The organism is uncultured Granulicatella sp., from assembly GCF_963521425.1.
GTDB lineage: Bacteria > Bacillota > Bacilli > Lactobacillales > Aerococcaceae > Granulicatella.
Window position 1 is genome coordinate 22085 of sequence record NZ_CAUQUN010000011.1, and the last position, 19467, is coordinate 41551.

16 protein-coding genes are annotated in these 19467 nt (G+C 32.9%); all 16 read right to left on the minus strand.

Going from position 1 to position 19467, the window contains the following annotated elements:
- Positions 1 to 72 precede the first annotated feature (72 nt).
- Positions 73 to 1092, minus strand: coding sequence for a sensor histidine kinase (locus RWO76_RS04225; protein ID WP_314354457.1), 1020 nt, complete (start codon positions 1090 to 1092; stop codon positions 73 to 75).
- The gene (locus tag RWO76_RS04230; protein ID WP_314354458.1) at positions 1067 to 1750 is read right to left on the minus strand and encodes a response regulator transcription factor; all 684 of its coding nucleotides are present in this window, start codon (positions 1748 to 1750) and stop codon (positions 1067 to 1069) included. Before RWO76_RS04230 ends, RWO76_RS04225 begins: the two co-directional genes overlap by 26 nt.
- Before the next feature lie 126 nt (positions 1751 to 1876).
- Positions 1877 to 3433 carry a bifunctional metallophosphatase/5'-nucleotidase gene (locus tag RWO76_RS04235; RefSeq protein ID WP_314354459.1) on the minus strand — a complete coding sequence of 519 codons (1557 nt, stop codon included), beginning with the start codon at positions 3431 to 3433 and terminating at the stop codon, positions 1877 to 1879.
- A gap of 486 nt (positions 3434 to 3919) precedes the next feature.
- Positions 3920 to 5209 (minus strand): extracellular solute-binding protein, encoded by a 1290-nt coding sequence (locus RWO76_RS04240; protein ID WP_314354460.1) that lies wholly within the window; start codon positions 5207 to 5209, stop codon positions 3920 to 3922.
- Positions 5210 to 5236: 27 nt separating this feature from the next.
- Complete coding sequence (locus tag RWO76_RS04245; RefSeq protein WP_314354461.1) at positions 5237 to 6529, minus strand: MBL fold metallo-hydrolase; 1293 nt, start codon at positions 6527 to 6529, stop codon at positions 5237 to 5239.
- Entirely contained in the window at positions 6513 to 7331 is an 819-nt protein-coding gene (locus RWO76_RS04250; protein ID WP_314354462.1) for a carbohydrate ABC transporter permease, read from the minus strand. Before RWO76_RS04250 ends, RWO76_RS04245 begins: the two co-directional genes overlap by 17 nt.
- Before the next feature lie 2 nt (positions 7332 to 7333).
- Positions 7334 to 8209, minus strand: coding sequence for a carbohydrate ABC transporter permease (locus RWO76_RS04255; protein WP_314354463.1), 876 nt, complete (start codon positions 8207 to 8209; stop codon positions 7334 to 7336).
- Entirely contained in the window at positions 8209 to 9279 is a 1071-nt protein-coding gene (locus RWO76_RS04260) for an ABC transporter ATP-binding protein (RefSeq protein WP_314354464.1), read from the minus strand. Before RWO76_RS04260 ends, RWO76_RS04255 begins: the two co-directional genes overlap by 1 nt.
- Before the next feature lie 183 nt (positions 9280 to 9462).
- The gene (locus RWO76_RS04265) at positions 9463 to 11445 is read right to left on the minus strand and encodes an FtsX-like permease family protein (protein WP_314354465.1); all 1983 of its coding nucleotides are present in this window, start codon (positions 11443 to 11445) and stop codon (positions 9463 to 9465) included.
- Positions 11438 to 12205, minus strand: coding sequence for an ABC transporter ATP-binding protein (locus tag RWO76_RS04270; protein ID WP_314354466.1), 768 nt, complete (start codon positions 12203 to 12205; stop codon positions 11438 to 11440). Before RWO76_RS04270 ends, RWO76_RS04265 begins: the two co-directional genes overlap by 8 nt.
- Positions 12206 to 12697: 492 nt before the next feature.
- Positions 12698 to 13627 (minus strand): 2-dehydropantoate 2-reductase, encoded by a 930-nt coding sequence (locus tag RWO76_RS04275; protein WP_314354467.1) that lies wholly within the window; start codon positions 13625 to 13627, stop codon positions 12698 to 12700.
- A 15-nt stretch (positions 13628 to 13642) separates the two neighbouring features.
- Entirely contained in the window at positions 13643 to 14704 is a 1062-nt protein-coding gene (locus tag RWO76_RS04280) for a PTS sugar transporter subunit IIC (protein ID WP_314354468.1), read from the minus strand.
- A 175-nt stretch (positions 14705 to 14879) separates the two neighbouring features.
- A complete protein-coding gene (locus tag RWO76_RS04285; RefSeq protein ID WP_314354469.1) occupies positions 14880 to 15467 on the minus strand; it encodes a hypothetical protein in 588 nt (195 codons plus the stop codon).
- 283 nt (positions 15468 to 15750) lie between these two features.
- Positions 15751 to 17229, minus strand: coding sequence for a glutamate--tRNA ligase (gene gltX, locus RWO76_RS04290; RefSeq protein ID WP_314354470.1), 1479 nt, complete (start codon positions 17227 to 17229; stop codon positions 15751 to 15753).
- Positions 17230 to 17337: 108 nt separating this feature from the next.
- On the minus strand, positions 17338 to 18084 hold the full coding sequence (locus RWO76_RS04295) for an alpha/beta hydrolase (RefSeq protein ID WP_314354471.1): 747 nt from the start codon (positions 18082 to 18084) through the stop codon (positions 17338 to 17340).
- Positions 18085 to 18164: 80 nt separating this feature from the next.
- Positions 18165 to 19409, minus strand: coding sequence for an aminopeptidase (locus RWO76_RS04300; RefSeq protein WP_314354472.1), 1245 nt, complete (start codon positions 19407 to 19409; stop codon positions 18165 to 18167).
- Between the last annotated feature and the right edge of the window lie 58 nt (positions 19410 to 19467).

Sequence of the window (19467 nt, forward strand, 5' to 3'; positions counted from 1 at the left end):
ATTCTCTTTATCATAACATATCCGGGTGTTCCATGGGAAATTTTAAGCGATTTTAAGTCACTTTCTTTCCTTTTAAACCCTAGTATCCAGTTTATCTTGTTGTAATAAAATTTTTAAAGTTGTTCCTTCTCCAACAGTTGATTCTACTGATAATTCTAATCCTAAATTTTTCGCAATTTCATTAGATAAATATAAGCCTAATCCTGAAGAATGATAATTCATTCTCCCATTAAATCCACTAAATCCTCTTTCGAAAATACGTTGCTGGTCAGATTTAGCAATTCCAATTCCTGTATCTTGAATACATAAATAATCCCCATCTAAATAAATAGAAATCTGTCCATCTTTATCTGTATATTTTATGGAATTTAGTAAAATTTGTTCCAAAATAACACTAAACCATTTTGCATCCGTCACAATGACTTGATCAATAGATTCATAAGATAATCGAAGATTTTTATAAATAAAGAACGTTGCAAATTTCTTCAAAATTTGACGAATAATGCTATCTAAAGAATGTTCTCTCAATACTAAATCTTGATGAAATGTCTCCATTCTAACATAATGCAAAACAAAGTCTGTATAAGTTGTAATTTTTATTAACTCTTGTTCTAATGGACTCTTTTCAGGAAGAGTTGGTAAAGCCTGAATTAATAATTGACTTGAAGCAATACTCGTCTTAATTTGATGAATCCACATTGTATAGTAATCTAACTGCTCTTTATAAGATTCTCTTTGTTGAAATTCAGTTTGCGCTAATTGAGAGGCATAATCCTCTAAATTCTCTAATAAAAACTGTTCAGACGTTGTCCACGCTTTTTCACTTTGAAGTAATTCTTTCCAATTTGGATTTTCCTTTATTTTTTTATACTGTAGAAAATCCTTTACACACCATGAAGCTAAAAATAAGCCTGAAAAAATTAGCACTAGTAATATTAAATACAACATCCATTCAAGTGCATTAAAAGCAAACCCAAAGATTAGCCATAAGCATAGAATAAAAGCGATATAAACTAAAAAATTTTTATGACTGAATAGCCACTGTTTAATGAACTTTCTCTTCTCTTTACTCATTGGTATCCACCAATCCATAACCGATTCCTTTTTTAGTCGTAATAAAATTCACTAATCCGCATTCTTCTAATTTTTTACGTAGACGGGCAACATTAACGGTTAACGTATTATCATCAATGAAGAAATCACTATTCCATAATTCCTTCATCAATTCATCTCGACTCACAAAACTTCCGACTCTTTCAAATAAAACACGTAAAATTTGAAATTCATTTTTCGTCAAATCAATGACTTGTTGTTTATAAGTAAATTGAGTCGTCTTCAAATGTAAAGTCGCACCCTTATATTCAATCCAATCTTGAGTTCCAACAAATTCATACGCACGACGAAAAAGTCCTTGGATTTTAGCTACTAGTATCGGCATTTCAAAAGGTTTAGTAATATAGTCATCTGCCCCCATATTGATTGACATGACAATATCCATCGGTTGTTGGTGAGAAGATAAAAACAAAATTGGTACATTCGAAATTTTACGAATTTCCTGACACCAATAATAACCATTAAAAAAAGGAAGAGTAATATCTAATATCACTAACTGAGGATTCACTCTTACAAAATCATCCATTACTTTATTAAAATCTGTTACACATTCAACTTGATAATTCCATTTGCTCAATTCCTGAGCTACAGCGTCACGAATAATTGGTTCATCTTCCACAATCATCACCGTATGCATCCATTTCACCTCAATTTCTAATTATTCCTATCCTCTTGATTGTATCACGGAATAAATAAGAAAAAAACACCTTCCTTTAGTAGCTAGTACGCAAAGAAAAATGTTTTCTCCTGATTGTTAAAAAATTTATTTAATAATTGTCTTGAAGTTTTGGTTTGTTGTGGCTTCTAATACAGGATGTTTTTTCATATAATCCGCAATTAATTCTGTCATATCAATTTGTACTTCTCTTACAATTTTTTCTGGTTTAAACATGGCATAGTTCCCGCCACCTACTGCACGATATTGGTTTGTTACAACTTCTAATTCATCTGTATCTTGAACAGGAGCTCCATGATAGTCTAGTCTTGTCACTCGTTCTCCAAATGGTTTTGTAAAATCAAGTGTATACTCAATACCTTCATACATATCATAATTATAATATTGTGGTTTTGGTTCAATATATTTTGGATTAAATTGAACTTCTCCATCTTTTACAATAAAGTAAGTTGCTACTCTTTCTAACGCTAAACGTAAATCTTCTCCGGAAATTTTTAGCACTGCTAAAGTATTTGGATAAATGTAGTTTGTAATCACATCACGCATTGCAATTTTAGAACCAAAGCCTCGTCCTTCATTATTGAATAAAGCTGTTCCTGAAATATCTGCACCCGTTGCTTCCATTTGAACTTTATTAATAAATTCAATATAAGGATGCTCCACTAATCTTGCTTGTTGAGGATCTGTAATCGTCATATCTCCAACAACAGTTCCTACTGGTGTATCTAACCAATTTTCTACATCAGCTTGTAATTCTTCAAACATTTCTAACACTTTAGGATCTGCTTTAACTTCTGCTGTTTCATGTAATTTCGCTTGACTATTAACGACAACATAACGGTCGCCTTCTTTTTCAACTTTTAAACTAATCTCACCTACATAAGCTCCACGATATCCTGGTTGAATTACTGGAACTCCATTGATTTTTGTTGCAATAACACGGTGTTGGTGCCCTGTTACAAGAGCATCAATTCCAGGTACTTTAGTCGCAATCGCATACCCTTCATTTTCTCCTGTTAATAACTCCGTTGGTTCACCAGTTTCTAAATCTGACTCAAATCCTCCATGGTAAGTCACCACTACGATATCCGCTTTTTCACGCATTTCTGGTACATATTTTTGTGCAGTTTCTAAAGCACTAATAAAGATTAAATCTTTAACCGTTGCAGGTTGTTCCCATTTTGGAATATATGGTGTTGTTAATCCTAAGACAGCAATTTTAACACCTTCTTTTTCGATAATACGATAAGGATCACCAAAAACTTGTTCTCCTGTTTTAGAAAGAATGTTCGCACAAATAATTGGATGGTTGTATGATTCAATTGCTTCACGTAAATACTCTAATCCATAGTTAAATTCATGGTTCCCTAAAATCCCTAAATCATATTCTAAATAGTTTAAAACTTTTGTTAAGTCATTCGCTATATGATGACCTTGTTTACGAACATAATAACTTAATGGAGAACCTTGAATGAAGTCCCCATTTTCAATTTGAATAACAGGCCCTTTTGCTTCAGCTTTAATTTTTTTTATAATCGTTGCAGCTTTAGCCGTACTAAATCCCAAATCTAAATTTCTTTCAGCATAGTTTGTAGGTAATACATATCCATGCATATCACTTGTTTCAATAATTTTGATTTCCATTATATCCCTCATTTCCTTCTTTAGTCACAGTCCATTGTATCATATAAGCCATAAAATATATAGATTTCTAACATAAAACAAAAAAAGAGTCCATATAGTATGATTACTACCATACGAACTCCCCTTTCAAACGTAACCTAATTTATATCCGTTAAATAAGAAAAGACTTCCCATATTAGTAGCAATACTAGAAGCCACTCTTCTGGCTTCTAGTACTGGAAAATTTGAGACCCTAGGCTCAAATTTTAGCCATGAAACTGTCAGGTTTGCTGGCGTCCTTTGCTACTATATCGGGAAGTCTCCTTCAAGACGCACTCTAATATACATCCGTAAAATAAGAATAGACTTCCTATAGCAGTATGAGCAGTATCAGCCAATGTGGCTGATACTGCAGGAAAATTTGAGACCTTAGGCTCAAATTTTAGCCATGAGACCGCTAGGTCTGCTGGCGTCCTAATGCTATTATTAAGGAAGTCTAATTCGATCTTATTGATTCCAAACTGATTGGAATTCAGCTTTAGAAGCTTCTAACACTTTATCAACGCTTGAACCATTTACATCACTGTAAACTTTTTCTTGAATCTTAGTGATTTCTGAATATGCAGAGTCAGCATTTTCAATTACAGGAATTGAGAATAATTCTTTTTTACCTTCAGCGATTGCTGCTGGAACTTTAGAATTTGAGTTTTTGTATTCTGCACTTTCTAACACTTTAGAAACTACTGGAATATATCCTGTAGCTTGTGCCCAAGTTAATTGAGACTCAGGAGAAGCTAAGAATTTTAAGAATAAATAAGCTGCAGTACGTTGTTCTTCAGAAGCACTTTGGAACATATAAATATCAGTACCTTGTTGGATGTTCACTTTCTCAGGACGAGGAGCTACACCATACTCATATCCAGCCTCTTTAGCACCTTTAGCTACGAATGATTCACCCGCAGTTGAACCTACATACATTGCAATTTGTTTATTCGCAAATGGTCCTGATAAGTATTTATCTGAACCAGCAATACGGAAGTAACCTTCTTTAATACCATCTGCATAGTAAGAAACTACTTCTTTTGATTCTTTACTAGTAATGTCTAATTCTTTGTTGAATTGAACACCTTTGTTAATCATACCAGTTGCATAGTAGTTGTTTAATGAGTCAAAACCAGCACCTACAACTTGGTGATTTGATTTTTCATAAATTGTTTTAGCTGCTTCTTTAAATTCATCTAAAGTAGTTGGTACTTTAACACCATACTCTTTTAATAAGTCAGCATTGTAGAATAATACTTCTGTTGATTTGTTAAATGGAATACCATATTGTACACCATTGATTTGAGCACCTTTTAATAATTCTGAACGAATAGCAGCATCATCTTTAATACCAATAGTTGAATTTTCTAAGTAAGGTTTTAAATCAACTAATTGATCTTGATCTGCAGCATTCCATAACCATCCTGGATACGCTTGAGTAATTGTTGGTAAATCTTTTGGTGAAGTTAATGTAGAGTTAATTTTAGCTTGTAAATCTTTATATGAAGATTGGTTTTGTAACTCAATTTTCACATTAGGGTTTTTAGCCATGAACTCCTCAGTTAATTTCGTTAGAGTTTCCTCTAATTTACCATTTAAGGCATGCCAGAAAGTAATTTTTGTTTCCTCTTTTACTTCTGTTTGAATATCTGCTTTAGTTTCTTTTTGTGAGTTTGATGCACTATTACCGCAAGCTCCTAAAACTAAAACTGATGTTGTCGCAAGTGTCGCTTTTACTAAAGATTTGAATTTCATAATTGTTCTCCTTTTTCTTTTATAGTTTTACAACACAATTTTTTCGCCACGATGTGGCAATATTCTTTCACCATACGGATTTTCCAGTAATTCTGGTTTTAAAGTATGGATAGGAACCAAAAGTTGGGGTTCGATCATTGCAATAATACGGTCTAAATCCGCAGGTTTTGCATGACCTGAACAAGCGATTTTCACAAATTCGATGTGATGTTTCGCTAGTAAATCGAGAAACACTTGATAATTCGGATCAAAGTCACCTAATGGTTGAGCATCACAGTGAAGGTATAGTGTTCCTCCTTGTAGTTTATCAAAATTATCTACAACTTGCCAGAAATACTCCCCTTGATCTTCTATTAGTGCTTGATAGGAAACTTCTAAATTATGATTTAATTCTGGAATACGTTTTGCTTCATTTGAATAATAAAAATGAGCGTGAATTCCAAATACTTCTTGTAGCAATGCTGCCATATGAGCCTCTAATACTACTGTTCGTGGAGATTCTTCAACAATTTTTGCGAAACGTTCCACATTCGCTGGATAACCATTAAAAGCTATCGGACGGTTTGGATTTTCTTGTTGGAATTGAACCACTTTTTCAATTACTTCTAATTCATTGGATGGTTTAATTTCAGTTGGATCAACTGGTCTTTCAGGGAAACTAATCGTTACCCCTTCCATCATTAGCATCTGCGTATGTTTCGCTTTTTTACAAAACTCAACAGTTGCTTCTGGAATATAACCATGTAATCGCAAATCTCCAGTATACGTAATGAAATGATCTGGAGTTCGAATTAATAAGGCACTTGCACCATATGCATCATGATCTACTGGAACAACTTCAATTGTAATATCTCCAACAGTTACGATTGCATTTGGTTCTAAGCCAATCATTTCTCTCGTAAAAGGAGATTTTTCAAACGGTGTTGGTAATAAAAAATCTCCATTACGATTCAAACTATTTAAAATCATTTTTGTTTCTTTTAAAGTATACAACGGAATAGCTGGATCTAAATAATTAATCATTCTTGAATGATCTAAGTGAGCATGTGATAAAAATACTGCTGTATTTTCATACTCTTCCGTTTCTTCTCCATCGTACTCATATCCCAAACGTGGATCATAGACATGATTTAGTTTTGGGATGATTCCATATTGAATCAGTGTTTGTAACTGTTCATCTGGTAAATCTAATTCTGGACGAAACTCTGTTCCGAAGTCAAAGAAAATATGTGAATTCCCATAACTGACTTCGATAACCGTTCCTCCGATTGTTAGAATTCCGCTGTGGAATGTAACAACGGTTTTATCCTTTGATACCATTCTTAGCAACCCCTCTAATAATTTCTTTTCTAAATACGAAATAGATAATCAAAATAGGAACTACTGTCAATGTTGCGGCAGCCATTTGTAATTGAACATCACTACCACTTTCAGTCGTGAAGGCTGATAACCCGTTGTTTAATAAACGATAGTATTTAGTGTTTGTTGCAAGTAATGGCCATAGGAATGAATTCCAGCTCATAATGAATGTTAAAATCCCAACTGTTACAAGCGCTGGCTTACACATTGGCACTAAAATTCGACGAATATATTCTAAATCTGATGCACCATCAATTTTAGCTGCTTTGTAGAATGTACTTGGAATTCCACGAAGATAACCATTTAGATAGTAGATATAGAAAATACTAGTTAAAAATGGAAGGATTAAAGCTAGATAAGTATCTAATAATCCTAATTGTGCAATAGTCTGATAATTTGTAAAGATAATTGATTCATACGGAACCATTAATAATGAAACCATCACTAATGTCACAACTTTTTTATATTTAAATTCTAAACTTGTTAAAGCAAATGCTGCTAATAATGAAGTAATAACTGTCGCAGCAGTTGTAAATAATGATACAAATAATGTATTGGCAAAGTAGCGTAAGAATGGCGCTCTTTGGAATACTTCAAAATAGTTTTGCCATTGTAATGATTTAGGAATTAATGTTGGTGGAATGCTTGTTGCTTCCGCATAAGTCATTAATCCTGTCAAAATCATATAAATAAATGGGAACACGGTAATGATTGATAAAATCACAATCAGTGCTAATAATAAATAATCGATCACTTTTTTCATGATTAACCCTCCGCTCTTCTCAAGAATTTATTTTGGAAGAAAGTAGCAATCAGAATAATCACAAATAAGATTACAGTTGCTGCCATCGCAATCCCTGGACGACCAGCTACATGGAACTTGTCGTAAATATAGTAAACTGCAGTTGTTGCACTATTGGCTACCCCTGCTGTTCCTCCAAATAATGCATATACTTGAGTATATACTTTGAAGGCACCAATTAAGTTCACTGTAGATAAGAATGCAATTGTAGGAACTAATTGAGGGAATGTAATTCTCCAGAAAATTTCTTTTTCTGTAGCTCCAAACATTTTTGCAATTTTAAAGTGTTCTGGATCAATATTTCTTAAACCTGCTAATAAAATGATGATATTAAATGCAAGCCCTGTCCAAATACCAAAAATAATTAAAGTTGGCATGCTCATATTAACATTATCTAACCAGTTCACTGCAGGAATTCCTACTAAACCAAGTAAAAAGTTAATTAATCCATAACTTCCATTAAAGAAATAACGGAATACAATCCCAATCGCGATTGTACTTGTAACATATGGCATGAAGAAAATTGTTTCAAACACGCTCTTATGTTTTACCTTTTCAAAGATAATCCAAGCAATGACAACTGAAATACATAAAGCAATTGGTACTACTACAAATGCATATAAAGCCGTATTTAGTAATGCTTTATGAAACACTGGATCTGCTAAAACTTTTTGATAGTTCGATAAACCAGTAAATTGAAGTTTTAACAATGAACCCTTTTGGAAACTCATCCAAAATGAACGAATTAACGGGTAAATATTAAATAGTAAAATCACACCTAATGACGGAAGAAGGAATAACCACGCCTTTGGTTGATTCTCAGGATTATATTTTTTCATTAGTATACACGTTCTCCATTTTGATCGAATAAGAATAATTTATGTCTTAGAAGGTCAAATGAAAGTGTGTCTCCTTCTTCAATCTTATGTTCCACACTTACGATTGATTTAATATCTTGTTCTCCTAATGTAAAGTGTAAAATACGTTCACGACCGATTAATTCTACAGCCGTAACAGTTACTGTAAATAGTCCATTTTCACTTGGAACTAAATCTTCTGGACGTAATCCTAAATAGTAATGTCCATTTTCTAAACCTTTACGGAAACGACTCTCCACTAATTCACTTGCTTGTAAAATAAATGCTGGATGAGTAATTAAACCATCTTTTACTTCAACTTCTGAAATGTTGATAATTGGATTTCCGATAAATTTAGCCACAAATAAATTATTTGGTTCTAAATATAAGTTTTGAGGGTCATCATGTTGTTGAATAACACCTTCATTTAATAAGATAATTTTATCACTGATTGATAAAGCTTCTTCTTGGTCGTGAGTTACGAAGATTGTTGTAATTCCCACTTCTTTTACTAAACGACGAATTTCTTCACGAATTTTTAAACGTAAACGAGCATCTAAGTTACTTAATGGTTCGTCTAATAATAATACTTCTGGTTTTTGAACTAACGCACGAGTAATCGCAACACGTTGTTGTTGTCCTCCTGATAAAGTACCAGGTTTTTTCTCAGCTAATTCCTCAATATTTGTTAATTGCATGTATTCTTCTGCAACTTTTTTAGCTTCTTCTTTTGAGATTTTCTTTTCTCCTACTGTTAATGGGAACATAATGTTCTCTAACACTGTCATATGAGGATATAATGCATAGTTTTGGAATACGAATCCAATATTTCTATCTTTTGGTTCTGTATTAATCACAGAAGATTTTTTAAATTGGATATCTCCACCAGTTGGTTGTAATAACCCTGCAATCATATTTAAAATAGTTGATTTTCCGCAACCACTAGGCCCTAATAAGCAAACTAAATCCCCTTGTTCAATTGAAAAGTTAACGGATTTTAACGCTTCAAAGCCATTATCGAATACTTTATTTAAGTCGATAACATCAATCATGAGTAAACCTCCAAATTTCTTTACTTGAATACATTCTAGTATACCATGTTTTACGCTTTCATGCGATACAAATATTAAGTATTTTTTAAAAAAATATTTTTTATACGAAATTTTTCGCATAATTCCTGAAGAAAATGCGTATTAAAAAACGCCTCTAGCTATCGCTAAAGACGTTAAATTTTACTATCGATTGATAATTTTGAAGTATTCTCTTGAAGTTATTTTGTAAACTAAGAAGTAAGCAATCATAAATACTCCAGCTACTGCTAACATCGTCAACCCAATAATGCTTCCTTTAATACCAAAGATTAAGACTATTTTACTAACCATATTATAGGATAATGCAGTGTGTAAGAATGCTGTTAATAGCGGTAAGAAGAATACAATTAACACTTGACGATTAATCGATTGATGAATCATTGGTTGATCAATTCCGATTTTCTTCAAGATAACATAACGTTCACGATCTTCATATCCTTCAGAAACTTGTTTGTAGTAAATAACTAAAACGGCTCCTACTGAAAAGGCAATTGCTAATAAAATTCCTAAGAATAATAAAGAACCATAAAATTGGAATAATAATTGAGCAATTTCTATTTTCCCATCAATTCCTCCAGCAATGTCTGATTGTTGATACAATTCTAATTCTTTTTTCTTCTCATCATCGGTTTGACTAGATGTATTCCATAATGCCACATAATTTCTTGTATAAGAACGATGCCCTTCATCATTGTCTTTACTATAATATGGAACAGCTTTTACCATATCTTCTTCATTTAAAATTCCAATATAGGAGTGATCCGTAATATTTGGATTTGCCACCGCAATTTTTGAAAAGTTTTTAACATCAATAACTTGCGCAACTGAAATTGTATTGTCTCCTATAGATACTTGATTAAATGTAGGATTCTTTTTAAAACTTTCTTCTCCAAGTAGCATCTCACCTGATTTAACAGTAAGATTTTCGCCTGTATTACGATTATAATCTTCCACTGATACAAGAACAATCATAGCCTCTGGAAGACCACCTAGATTTTTAAAATTTGTATTTAGCACATTTCCTTCATGATTTCCTGCTGTTAAAATATACGAATACTCATAAAAATCAGTTACTTTTGAAGCAGTTCCTGCAGCTAATTGTTTTGCTTCTTTTGAATATTCTGCTGCTTCTTCAGGATTACGATACATATTTCTAAAAGTAAAATCAGTTGGGCTTGTTCGATTAATTACTTCCTGTGCCCCAAACTGCAGTGAACCTGTCGTTCCAAGAGTCACAAGCACCATTGTTGATAAAATACAAATACTTGCTAAACCCATCGCATTTTTTCTCATTCTAAAGATCAAATTAGAAACAGAGATAAAGTTAATTGGGCGATAATAAAATGTTTTACGATTTTTCAAGAAGCGTAACAATGCAATACTTCCAGCATCAAATAAAATATAAGTTGCGATAACTACTAATAATACTGCAACAAAGAACCAACCTAACGCTTTAATCGGACTTTCGATTGATTGAGAAATATAATATGCATACCCTAAAATTGCTACCCCAATTAGCGCACGAATACTTAAGAAACGACCTGTTTTTTCTCCTGATTTCTTCTCACGTAATAATTCTAATGGACGACTAACTCTAATTTTAATCGCATTTAAAATCATCAAGAATACAAAAATTCCACTAAATAAAATTCCAATCATAATGACTGAAGCAATTTGAAATTCATATGAAATCGGAACGGTAAAGCGCATTGCTTTCAATAATAAGGCAAACGCTAATCGATTTAATAGAACTCCTAATATCAATCCTACAATAAGATTCATGACAGCAAACAACGTCATTTCAATAACTTGTAACAATTGAATTTGTGAGCGCCCTAATCCTAAAATACTATATAATCCAAATTCTTTTGAACGATTTTTCATTACAAAACCATTGGCATAAATCATCGTTAAGGTTGAGACAAGTAACATGATAACAACACCAAACCCTAGTGCCATAACTACCGTGCTTCCACCACTACTTTGTAAAATCGTTTTATTTGTAGATAGTGCTAATAGAATATAGGTAATCACCATCATTGTAATGGAAGCAATCGAGAATGGAATGTAAAGTGTTCGATTTTTCTTTAAATTAGATACTGCTAATGAACTAATTAATTTAAACATGACTCTCACCTCGATTAGCCATTACTGTTAACGTATCAGAAATTGCTTCAAACATTTCTTCATCTGTACGTTCGCCTTTAAATAATTGATGATACAAGATTCCATCTTTAATAAATAACACTCGTTTAGCTCGACTAGCGGCTAATGTACTATGCGTTACCATTAAAATAGTTTGTCCATTTTCATTTAAAGTATCGAAAACATCTAAAATATTGCTAGAAGATTTTGAATCTAGTGCTCCTGTCGGTTCATCTGCTAGTAAGATACTAGGATTCGCCATCATTGCACGTCCAATGGCTACTCTTTGTTGTTGACCTCCGGATAATTCATAAGGATATTTTTCTAGTAATTTTTCAATTCCTAACATAGTAGCAACAGGTTTTACTTTTTTCTCCATTTCTTGAACAGTTTTCTTCGCTAGTACTAATGGAAGTAACATATTATCCTTAACAGATAATGTTTCTAATAAGTTAAAATCTTGGAAGACAAATCCTAAATGATCGCGACGAAATGCTGCTAATGTTTTATCTGGAATATTTTGAATATCTAATTGATTCAATAATACTTGTCCTTTTGTTGGACGATCTAATGTTGCTAAAATATTTAGCAGTGTTGTTTTACCAGAACCAGATTCACCCATAATGGCAACATATTCTCCTTTTTCAACGCTAAAAGTAATATCTTTTAACGCTTCTACTTGCATCGCTCCAAATCTTGTATGATAAATTTTTTGTACTTGTTTTACATCTAATAATGTCATTTCAATTCCTACTTTCTCTTTGATTTGTATTTATTCTATCAAATAAAATCGATGCTTTCCTATATTTTAACTATCATTTTCCTTTTGTTTCTTACATTTTTGTAAGAAAGAAATTTATTAAATTTCAATGTTTTTACTTTTAAAAAAGCAATAAAAATCGTATAATATATTTATAAAAGTAATGATTATTCGTTACTTAAACAATATAATAAAATGATTAATTTAAACAATCATTTTACTTATTTTTCCTTTTTTATTGATGTGATTTCCGAAAAGAACCTCGTTCTTTTCGTTAATCTTCGCTTTGATTGGCAGAGGTATTCTAAAAATAATCAACCATCATACACTTATGCCAGAAACTCTGCCAACGAAGTTTACCCACCTAACAAATCAGACAAAAGTTTGAATAGTTAGGTGGGTTTTTATATAAAAAATGCTGTTAATTTCTCCATAAAAAAGACGAGACTCTCGTCTCGTCCTTCAAAATTCTTATTATTGTACTTTTAAGATTTGTTCTTTTGCATGAATTAATTGAGTAATCATAGCACAATATGGAGTTGGAATTCCATACTCTAATCCACGTTTCGCAACAAATCCATTTAAGTAATCAATCTCAGTAAAGCGATGATTTTGCATTAAATCTTGGTGCATTGATGGATAGTGTGCACGTACTTTATTTGATGCTGTGTAAACATAGTTTTTCATTTCAGCTGCATCAATTTTCACACCTTCATGATGTGCCACTTCCACAAATTCATGAATAATTTGCTCAACAATTGCTTCTGCTGTAGTTGTATCAAATACTTCTCCAATATTAGCATCTAAAATTGCACATGTTGCATTCATCGTTCCATTAACACATGCTTTTCTCCAAATTGAGAATAAAACATCTTCACTATAACTAGCATTTAATCCTGCTTGATTCATAACAGCGACTAATTCTTCGGCAATCGCACGACCGCTTGCTTCTTCTACTGCTTGAATTTCAACAGTACCTGTTCCACCTAAACGAGCAACACCTGGAGCATTAATTCCCGCTGTCCAAATCGTTACACCCATAATAATGTTTTTACGTGGAACATATTTTTCCATTGTATATTCATGACCTAAACCATTTAATAAACATACAACTTTTGTATCTTCATGAATAATTGCTTTAATTTTTTCAAGCATTTCCCCTAATTTCATTGATTTTGTAAATGCGATGACCACATCTACTTCCTCATGAACTTCTTCAGGTCTGTAGATAGGAATTTGTAATGTATCTGTTGTATCTCCATCTACTACTTGTAATCCATTTGTACGAATTGCTTCAATATGCGCTGGCCATTCATCGATTAAGACAACATCTTGTCCTGCTTTTGTTAACATGTAACCAAAGCGACATCCCATTGCTCCAGCACCTGCAATTGCAATTTTCATTATAATTCCTCCTTATTATACCGTTAATTTATAATCTTCCGGTTGAATCCATTGTACCACTTTTTCGAACACATGGATAAAAATAATGTTGAAAATAATTGGTGCAACTACGAAAATAACTGCCACTAATAGAATATTTCCTGCTGTCCATCCACTTTCCATTAAGTTTAAAGCATAAATAGGACCTACTAACCCACTAAATCCAAAACCGGCACTAGCAGGAGTTCCTTGAATTGAAAAGACTGCTGCTAAAATACCTAATAATGCTGAAGAACATAACATTGGTAATAAAATTTTTGGTTTTGCAATAACATTTGCCATTGACATTTTAGGAGATCCAATAAAGTGTGCAATACAAGTTCCAACTGAATTAACTTTTAATCCTGCAACTGCTAAACCAAAACCTGCCGCACAAATTCCTAAGTTAGCTGCACCAGAACCAATCCCTGATAATCCAATCGCTAAACCAATTCCTACAGTTGTAAATGGTGAAACAATTAAAATACAGAATGTCATCGCAATTAACATACACATAATGATTGGTTGTAAGGTTAATAAGAATTCCACTCCTTGACCAATTAATGCTGTAATTTTAACAATATATGGTTGAGCAAGTCTTCCAAGCCCACCAATAACGACTAATGTAACAGTTGGAATAACGATAATCGAATAAGCTCTTGCTTTATCTCCAATCCATAAAATAAATGCAGCTGCTACTGCTGCCGTTACACCCATCGTAATAATATCTCCAGTACCAGAGAACACCACACCTTTAACATCTGGATTAAAGCCAGGCGCACCTCCTGCAAAAACAGTAGCTAACGCAATAGCCCCTGATTGAATTGGAGTAAATTTAAAGAAATGTCCTACCATTAAACCAATAATGGCACCCATCATAGTATTAGCCACTTGAGTTGCTTGAATAATTAATTGCCCTTGTGGAAACACTGGTAATAACGCTTTTGTTAATTCACCTAGAATCGCACCAGGAATTAAAGTTACAACTACCCCTAATGCTAATGCATTTAATACGGTCATCGTAAACTCTTTTGCTGAATAAGTTTTATTTGTATCCATATTCATTCTCCTTTCTTTTCAATGGACTCATTATATCATAATCTTTTTGAAAACAAAGCAATATTTTCAACTCTCACTCTAATATTTTCATTATGAAAAAAATAGACTTCCTATAGCAGTATGGCCATGAGAACGCTAGGGCTGCTGGCGTCCTAATGCTACTATCACAGGAAGTCTAATTAGCATAAATTACACTTGAAATACAAATATAACACAAAGCACTTTGCCACAAAGTAGGATAAAATCCACTAAAATGAAAAAATATACAAATTCCAATAATAAAAATAATCATTGGAATTGAATAAAGAAAAGATGTTGCGCCAATTCTAATATCTCTGTTAATATCCTTGCGAATCCATTCATTAGTATAAGATTCTATAATTTTTGGATGAATAATTCCATAATAAAGTTGAGAACTACTTAATATGACTAAAAGTAAGGACAGCAAATAATATAAATCTAATTCTGTAGCATTTTCAAATACTAAACTTGCTAATCTATTAGATAACATCATAATTGAAATAACAAAACAAATAATAACTATACAAACCCACCAATACATCTGTTTTGAAATCGAAAAAATTTTTACAGTATTTTTATCAGAAACTAAAAATCCAAAAATTTCATTTGCCAATAAAAGCCCAGCCATATTTAAATACCATTGCACTTGATTTCCCAACTGCTGAAAAACAAACAATAACAATGTAACTCCAAACAAAGTCCATAAAAATGCAATTTTATCGGATAATTCTTTTTTATCCATAAAAAATCCTCACTTTATCATATTTTTTTGAAAACAAAGCAATATTATTAACTTACACTCTAATATTTTCATTATGAAAAAAGGAAGTCTCATCTTATACGCCCTCTCATAATTGTCCGTAAAATAAGAATAGACTTCCTATAGTAGTATGAGTAATATCAGCCACAATGGCTGATATTACAGGTAAATTCGAGACCCTAGGCTCGAATTTTAGGCAAGAGACTCGCTTTGCGAGGCTACTGCCGTCCTAATACTACTATTAAGGAAGTCTAATTCGAATAAATTACGCTTGGATTAAAGCCAACGCTTCATTTAAGTGTACAAGGCTACGTTCTTTCCCTAATAATTCAATCGTTTGACCTAAAGATGGACCATGAGTTTGACCACTTGTTGCCACACGAATTGGCATAAATAAGTTCTTACCTTTTACACCAGTTTCTTTTTGAACAGCCTTAATAGCTGCCATCACACTAGCTTCATCAAACACTTCTAAAGCTTCTAATTGAGCCTTAAATGCATGAAGTACAGTCGGCACAGTTTCACCTTGAAGTACTTCTCTTGCTTCATCATTTTCTACAACGAAGTCTTTTTGGAAGAATAAACTTGAAATAGAAACAATCTCATTCATGTAGCTCATTTGATCATGATATAATGCTACTAATTTATTCGCCCAAACTTGTTGCTCTTCACTCAATGTTTCAGGTAATAAACCTGCTAATTGTAATTGGTGAATTGCTAATGGTGCAACTTCTTCTAATGGAGTTTTCTTCACATAAGTGTTGTTAATCCATTCTAATTTCTTAGGATCGAATGCTGCTGGAGATTTACCAAGACGTTTTTCATCAAAAATTTGAATAAATTCTTCTCTTGAGAAAATTTCATCTTCCCCTTGTGGAGACCATCCTAATAAAGTAATGAAGTTGAACATCGCTTCTGGTAAATAGCCTAAATCTTTATATTGTTCAATAAATTGTAAAATAGACTCATCACGTTTTGATAATTTTTTACCAGTTTCTGTATTAATAATTAATGTCATATGCCCAAATCTAGGAGTATCCCAACCAAATGCTTCATACACCATCATTTGTTTTGGAGTGTTAGCAATATGGTCATCCCCACGTAATACATGAGTAATTTCCATAAAGTGATCATCCACTGCTACTGCAAAGTTATACGTTGGCATACCATCACGTTTTAAAATAACAAAGTCGCCCCCGACACTACCAGATTCAAAAGTAATTTCACCTTTTACAATATCATCAAAAGTATATGTTCTATTTTGAGGAACTCTGAAACGAACAACTGGAGTACGTCCTTCTGCTTCAAAAGCATCACGTTGTTCTTGTGTTAAATGAGCATGTTGTCCACTATAATGTGGCATTTCTCCATTTGCACGTTGTGCTTCACGTTCTGCTTCTAACTCTTCTTCAGTCATATAGCATTTATAAGCTTTATCTTCAGCAATTAATTGTTCAATTAATGGATTATAAATATGTTCACGTTCTGATTGACGATATGGTCCTACATTTTTTGGTTTATCTGGACCTTCATCCCAGTCAATTCCTAACCAAGTTAAGTTTTCTAATTGACTTTCTTCCCCATGAGCAATATTTCTTTTACGGTCAGTATCTTCAATACGAATAATAAATTCTCCACCGTAATGTCTTGCGAATAAATAATTGAATAGAGCTGTTCTTGCATTACCAATATGCAAATGCCCTGTTGGACTTGGTGCATAACGTACACGCACTTTATCTGCCATTTTTTATAACTTCCCTTCTATTTTGTCTATCGTTTCTATTGTAAAACTTTTTAGTTAAAATTGCTATGACTTTAATGCTTTTTCTTTAAAATTCATTCATCGTTTTAACTATTGAGCATTCTTGTTTTGTTCCTTAATAAATTTAGCAATTTTTTCACTTGTAATTTTTTGTTGTCTGCGATCACTCATCGATCTTTCTCCATCACCTATTTGTTTTCCATATGAGCCAAATCCACTATGATTTCCTTCAAAAATGAATTCTTGTTCAAAAGTTTGAGGAAGGTGATTTTTACTTTTAATATACTTTGTCCAATTCAAAACTTTATCATTACTTGCGATAATGGATAAAACTGGGACATCACTATTACTAAAATCTACACTTTTATCAAAATAACTTGCTAATAAAATAATACCTGCTAAATGATTTTCCTTTTTTAATTGAACTGCATCTAAACTTGCGACAACTCCACCTAATGAATGTCCTGCAACATAAACTTTATCCAATTTTTCCTCTTTTATAATCGATTCTGTTGTACCTCTTTCTAAAATCGGTAAGTTAAGAGAAGATTCAATAACATAAGTCGTAATGCCTTGATTGGATAATTCCATCGCTAAATTTACATAAGCTTGAGGCTCTACTAATGCTCCCGTATAAAATAATATCGTTGCTATTTCATCACCCTTAGCATCAAATCGATAAGAGTGATTCTTTTTTTCATAAGTTTCTAAATTCCATAATCCAATTGCTTCAGGAGTTCCTCGATAAGTAAATATAAGAATCAATCCATAAAATAATAAAATCAATGCAAATAATACTCCAAAAATTCCATAAAACCATTTTCTTTGTCGAGTCATACTTTCAACTCCCTTCGTGTGTTAAATAAAAACATCCCATCCATCTGACTTTAACAATGGATAGGATGCTTTCAATGTCATTAAATAGCCCAGTCTCCATTACGGAAGATTGGTACAACTGTTCCGTCTTCACGAATACCGTCAACATTCATATTTGGTCCACCAATCATGAAGTCCACATGAACGTCTGAACGATTTAAGCCGGCAGCAGCTAATTCTTCTTCAGTTTCAAATTTCTCTCCACCTTTAACACTTGTCGCATAAGCTGAACCAATTGCTAAGTGGTTTGAAGCATTCTCATCATACAATGTATTAAAGAATGTAATTCCTGATTGAGAAATTGGAGAAGGATCGCTTACTAACGCAACTTCACCTAATCCACGAGCACCCATATTTTCGAATACTAAATCTTTCATTACTTGGTCGCCTTTTTCAGCAGAAACTTCTACGATTTGACCATCTTTAAACGTAACTTTGATTCCTTCGATAATATTTCCGTTATAACTTAATGGTTTTGTACTTGTTACATACCCCTCAGCTACACGATAATCTGGAGCTGAGAACACTTCTTCTGTTGGCATATTTGCAATAAAGTGTTCACCTTGTGCATTATAGCTTCCAGCACTTTCCCAAACATGGTTTTTAGGCATTCCAAGAGTTAAGTCAGTTCCTGGTGCAGTGTAGTGTAATTTAGCAAATTGTTCTTTATTTAAAACAGCTGCTTTTTTGTCTAATTTTTCTTCATGTTCTTTCCAAGCAGCAACTGGATCATCAGCATATACTCGGCAAGTAGTGAAGATTTGATTCCACAATAAATCTACAGCTTCTTGAGTTGATGTTGCTTCTGGGAATACTTTTTTAGCCCATGCGCTACCTGCAGCTGCTGCAACTGTCCAGCTCACTTTATTCGCTTGAGTAGCTACACGCATTGGTTTTAAAGCAACACTTGAAGCTTTCATAGCTTTAGCAAGACGACTTGTATCTACTCCATTTAAAGCATCTGGGTCTTTAGACACAATGCTTAAACGACTTGCTTTATGGTCTAATAAATAGTTCATTTCTTGTACTTTATATTCTGGAACAGTCGTAATACGCTCTTCAGCAGCATATAATAAACGATCACGGTTGATTTCATCATCACTCCATTGAACAATAACTTCACTTGCTCCTAATTGATACGCTTCTTTTACTAATAAGCGTGCAAATGGTGCTTGTTCCACTTCTGCATAAATCACCACAGTGTGTCCTGGTTGAACATTAATTCCTGTAGACACTAGTAATTTGGCATATTTTTGTAAATTTACATCAAAATTTTCTAATACCATCGAATCTCTCCTTTAAATTAAATACGCTTCTATTGTAACATACTCTTGATAAAACTGC

Excerpts from the sequence above, each read along its gene's own strand:
- RWO76_RS04280 (WP_314354468.1), bottom strand. The coding sequence starts at position 14,704 with ATGGATACAAATAAAACTTATTCAGCAAAAGAGTTTACGATGACCGTA.
- RWO76_RS04275 (WP_314354467.1), bottom strand. The coding sequence starts at position 13,627 with ATGAAAATTGCAATTGCAGGTGCTGGAGCAATGGGATGTCGCTTTGGT.
- RWO76_RS04295 (WP_314354471.1), bottom strand. The coding sequence starts at position 18,084 with ATGACTCGACAAAGAAAATGGTTTTATGGAATTTTTGGAGTATTATTT.
- RWO76_RS04230 (WP_314354458.1), bottom strand. The coding sequence starts at position 1,750 with ATGCATACGGTGATGATTGTGGAAGATGAACCAATTATTCGTGACGCT.
- RWO76_RS04255 (WP_314354463.1), bottom strand. The coding sequence starts at position 8,209 with ATGAAAAAATATAATCCTGAGAATCAACCAAAGGCGTGGTTATTCCTT.
- gltX (WP_314354470.1), bottom strand. The coding sequence starts at position 17,229 with ATGGCAGATAAAGTGCGTGTACGTTATGCACCAAGTCCAACAGGGCAT.
- RWO76_RS04270 (WP_314354466.1), bottom strand. The coding sequence starts at position 12,205 with ATGACATTATTAGATGTAAAACAAGTACAAAAAATTTATCATACAAGA.
- RWO76_RS04250 (WP_314354462.1), bottom strand. The coding sequence starts at position 7,331 with ATGAAAAAAGTGATCGATTATTTATTATTAGCACTGATTGTGATTTTA.
- RWO76_RS04240 (WP_314354460.1), bottom strand. The coding sequence starts at position 5,209 with ATGAAATTCAAATCTTTAGTAAAAGCGACACTTGCGACAACATCAGTT.
- RWO76_RS04260 (WP_314354464.1), bottom strand. The coding sequence starts at position 9,279 with ATGATTGATGTTATCGACTTAAATAAAGTATTCGATAATGGCTTTGAA.
- RWO76_RS04235 (WP_314354459.1), bottom strand. The coding sequence starts at position 3,433 with ATGGAAATCAAAATTATTGAAACAAGTGATATGCATGGATATGTATTA.
- RWO76_RS04245 (WP_314354461.1), bottom strand. The coding sequence starts at position 6,529 with ATGGTATCAAAGGATAAAACCGTTGTTACATTCCACAGCGGAATTCTA.
- RWO76_RS04300 (WP_314354472.1), bottom strand. The coding sequence starts at position 19,409 with ATGGTATTAGAAAATTTTGATGTAAATTTACAAAAATATGCCAAATTA.
- RWO76_RS04265 (WP_314354465.1), bottom strand. The coding sequence starts at position 11,445 with ATGTTTAAATTAATTAGTTCATTAGCAGTATCTAATTTAAAGAAAAAT.
- RWO76_RS04225 (WP_314354457.1), bottom strand. The coding sequence starts at position 1,092 with ATGGATTGGTGGATACCAATGAGTAAAGAGAAGAGAAAGTTCATTAAA.
- RWO76_RS04285 (WP_314354469.1), bottom strand. The coding sequence starts at position 15,467 with ATGGATAAAAAAGAATTATCCGATAAAATTGCATTTTTATGGACTTTG.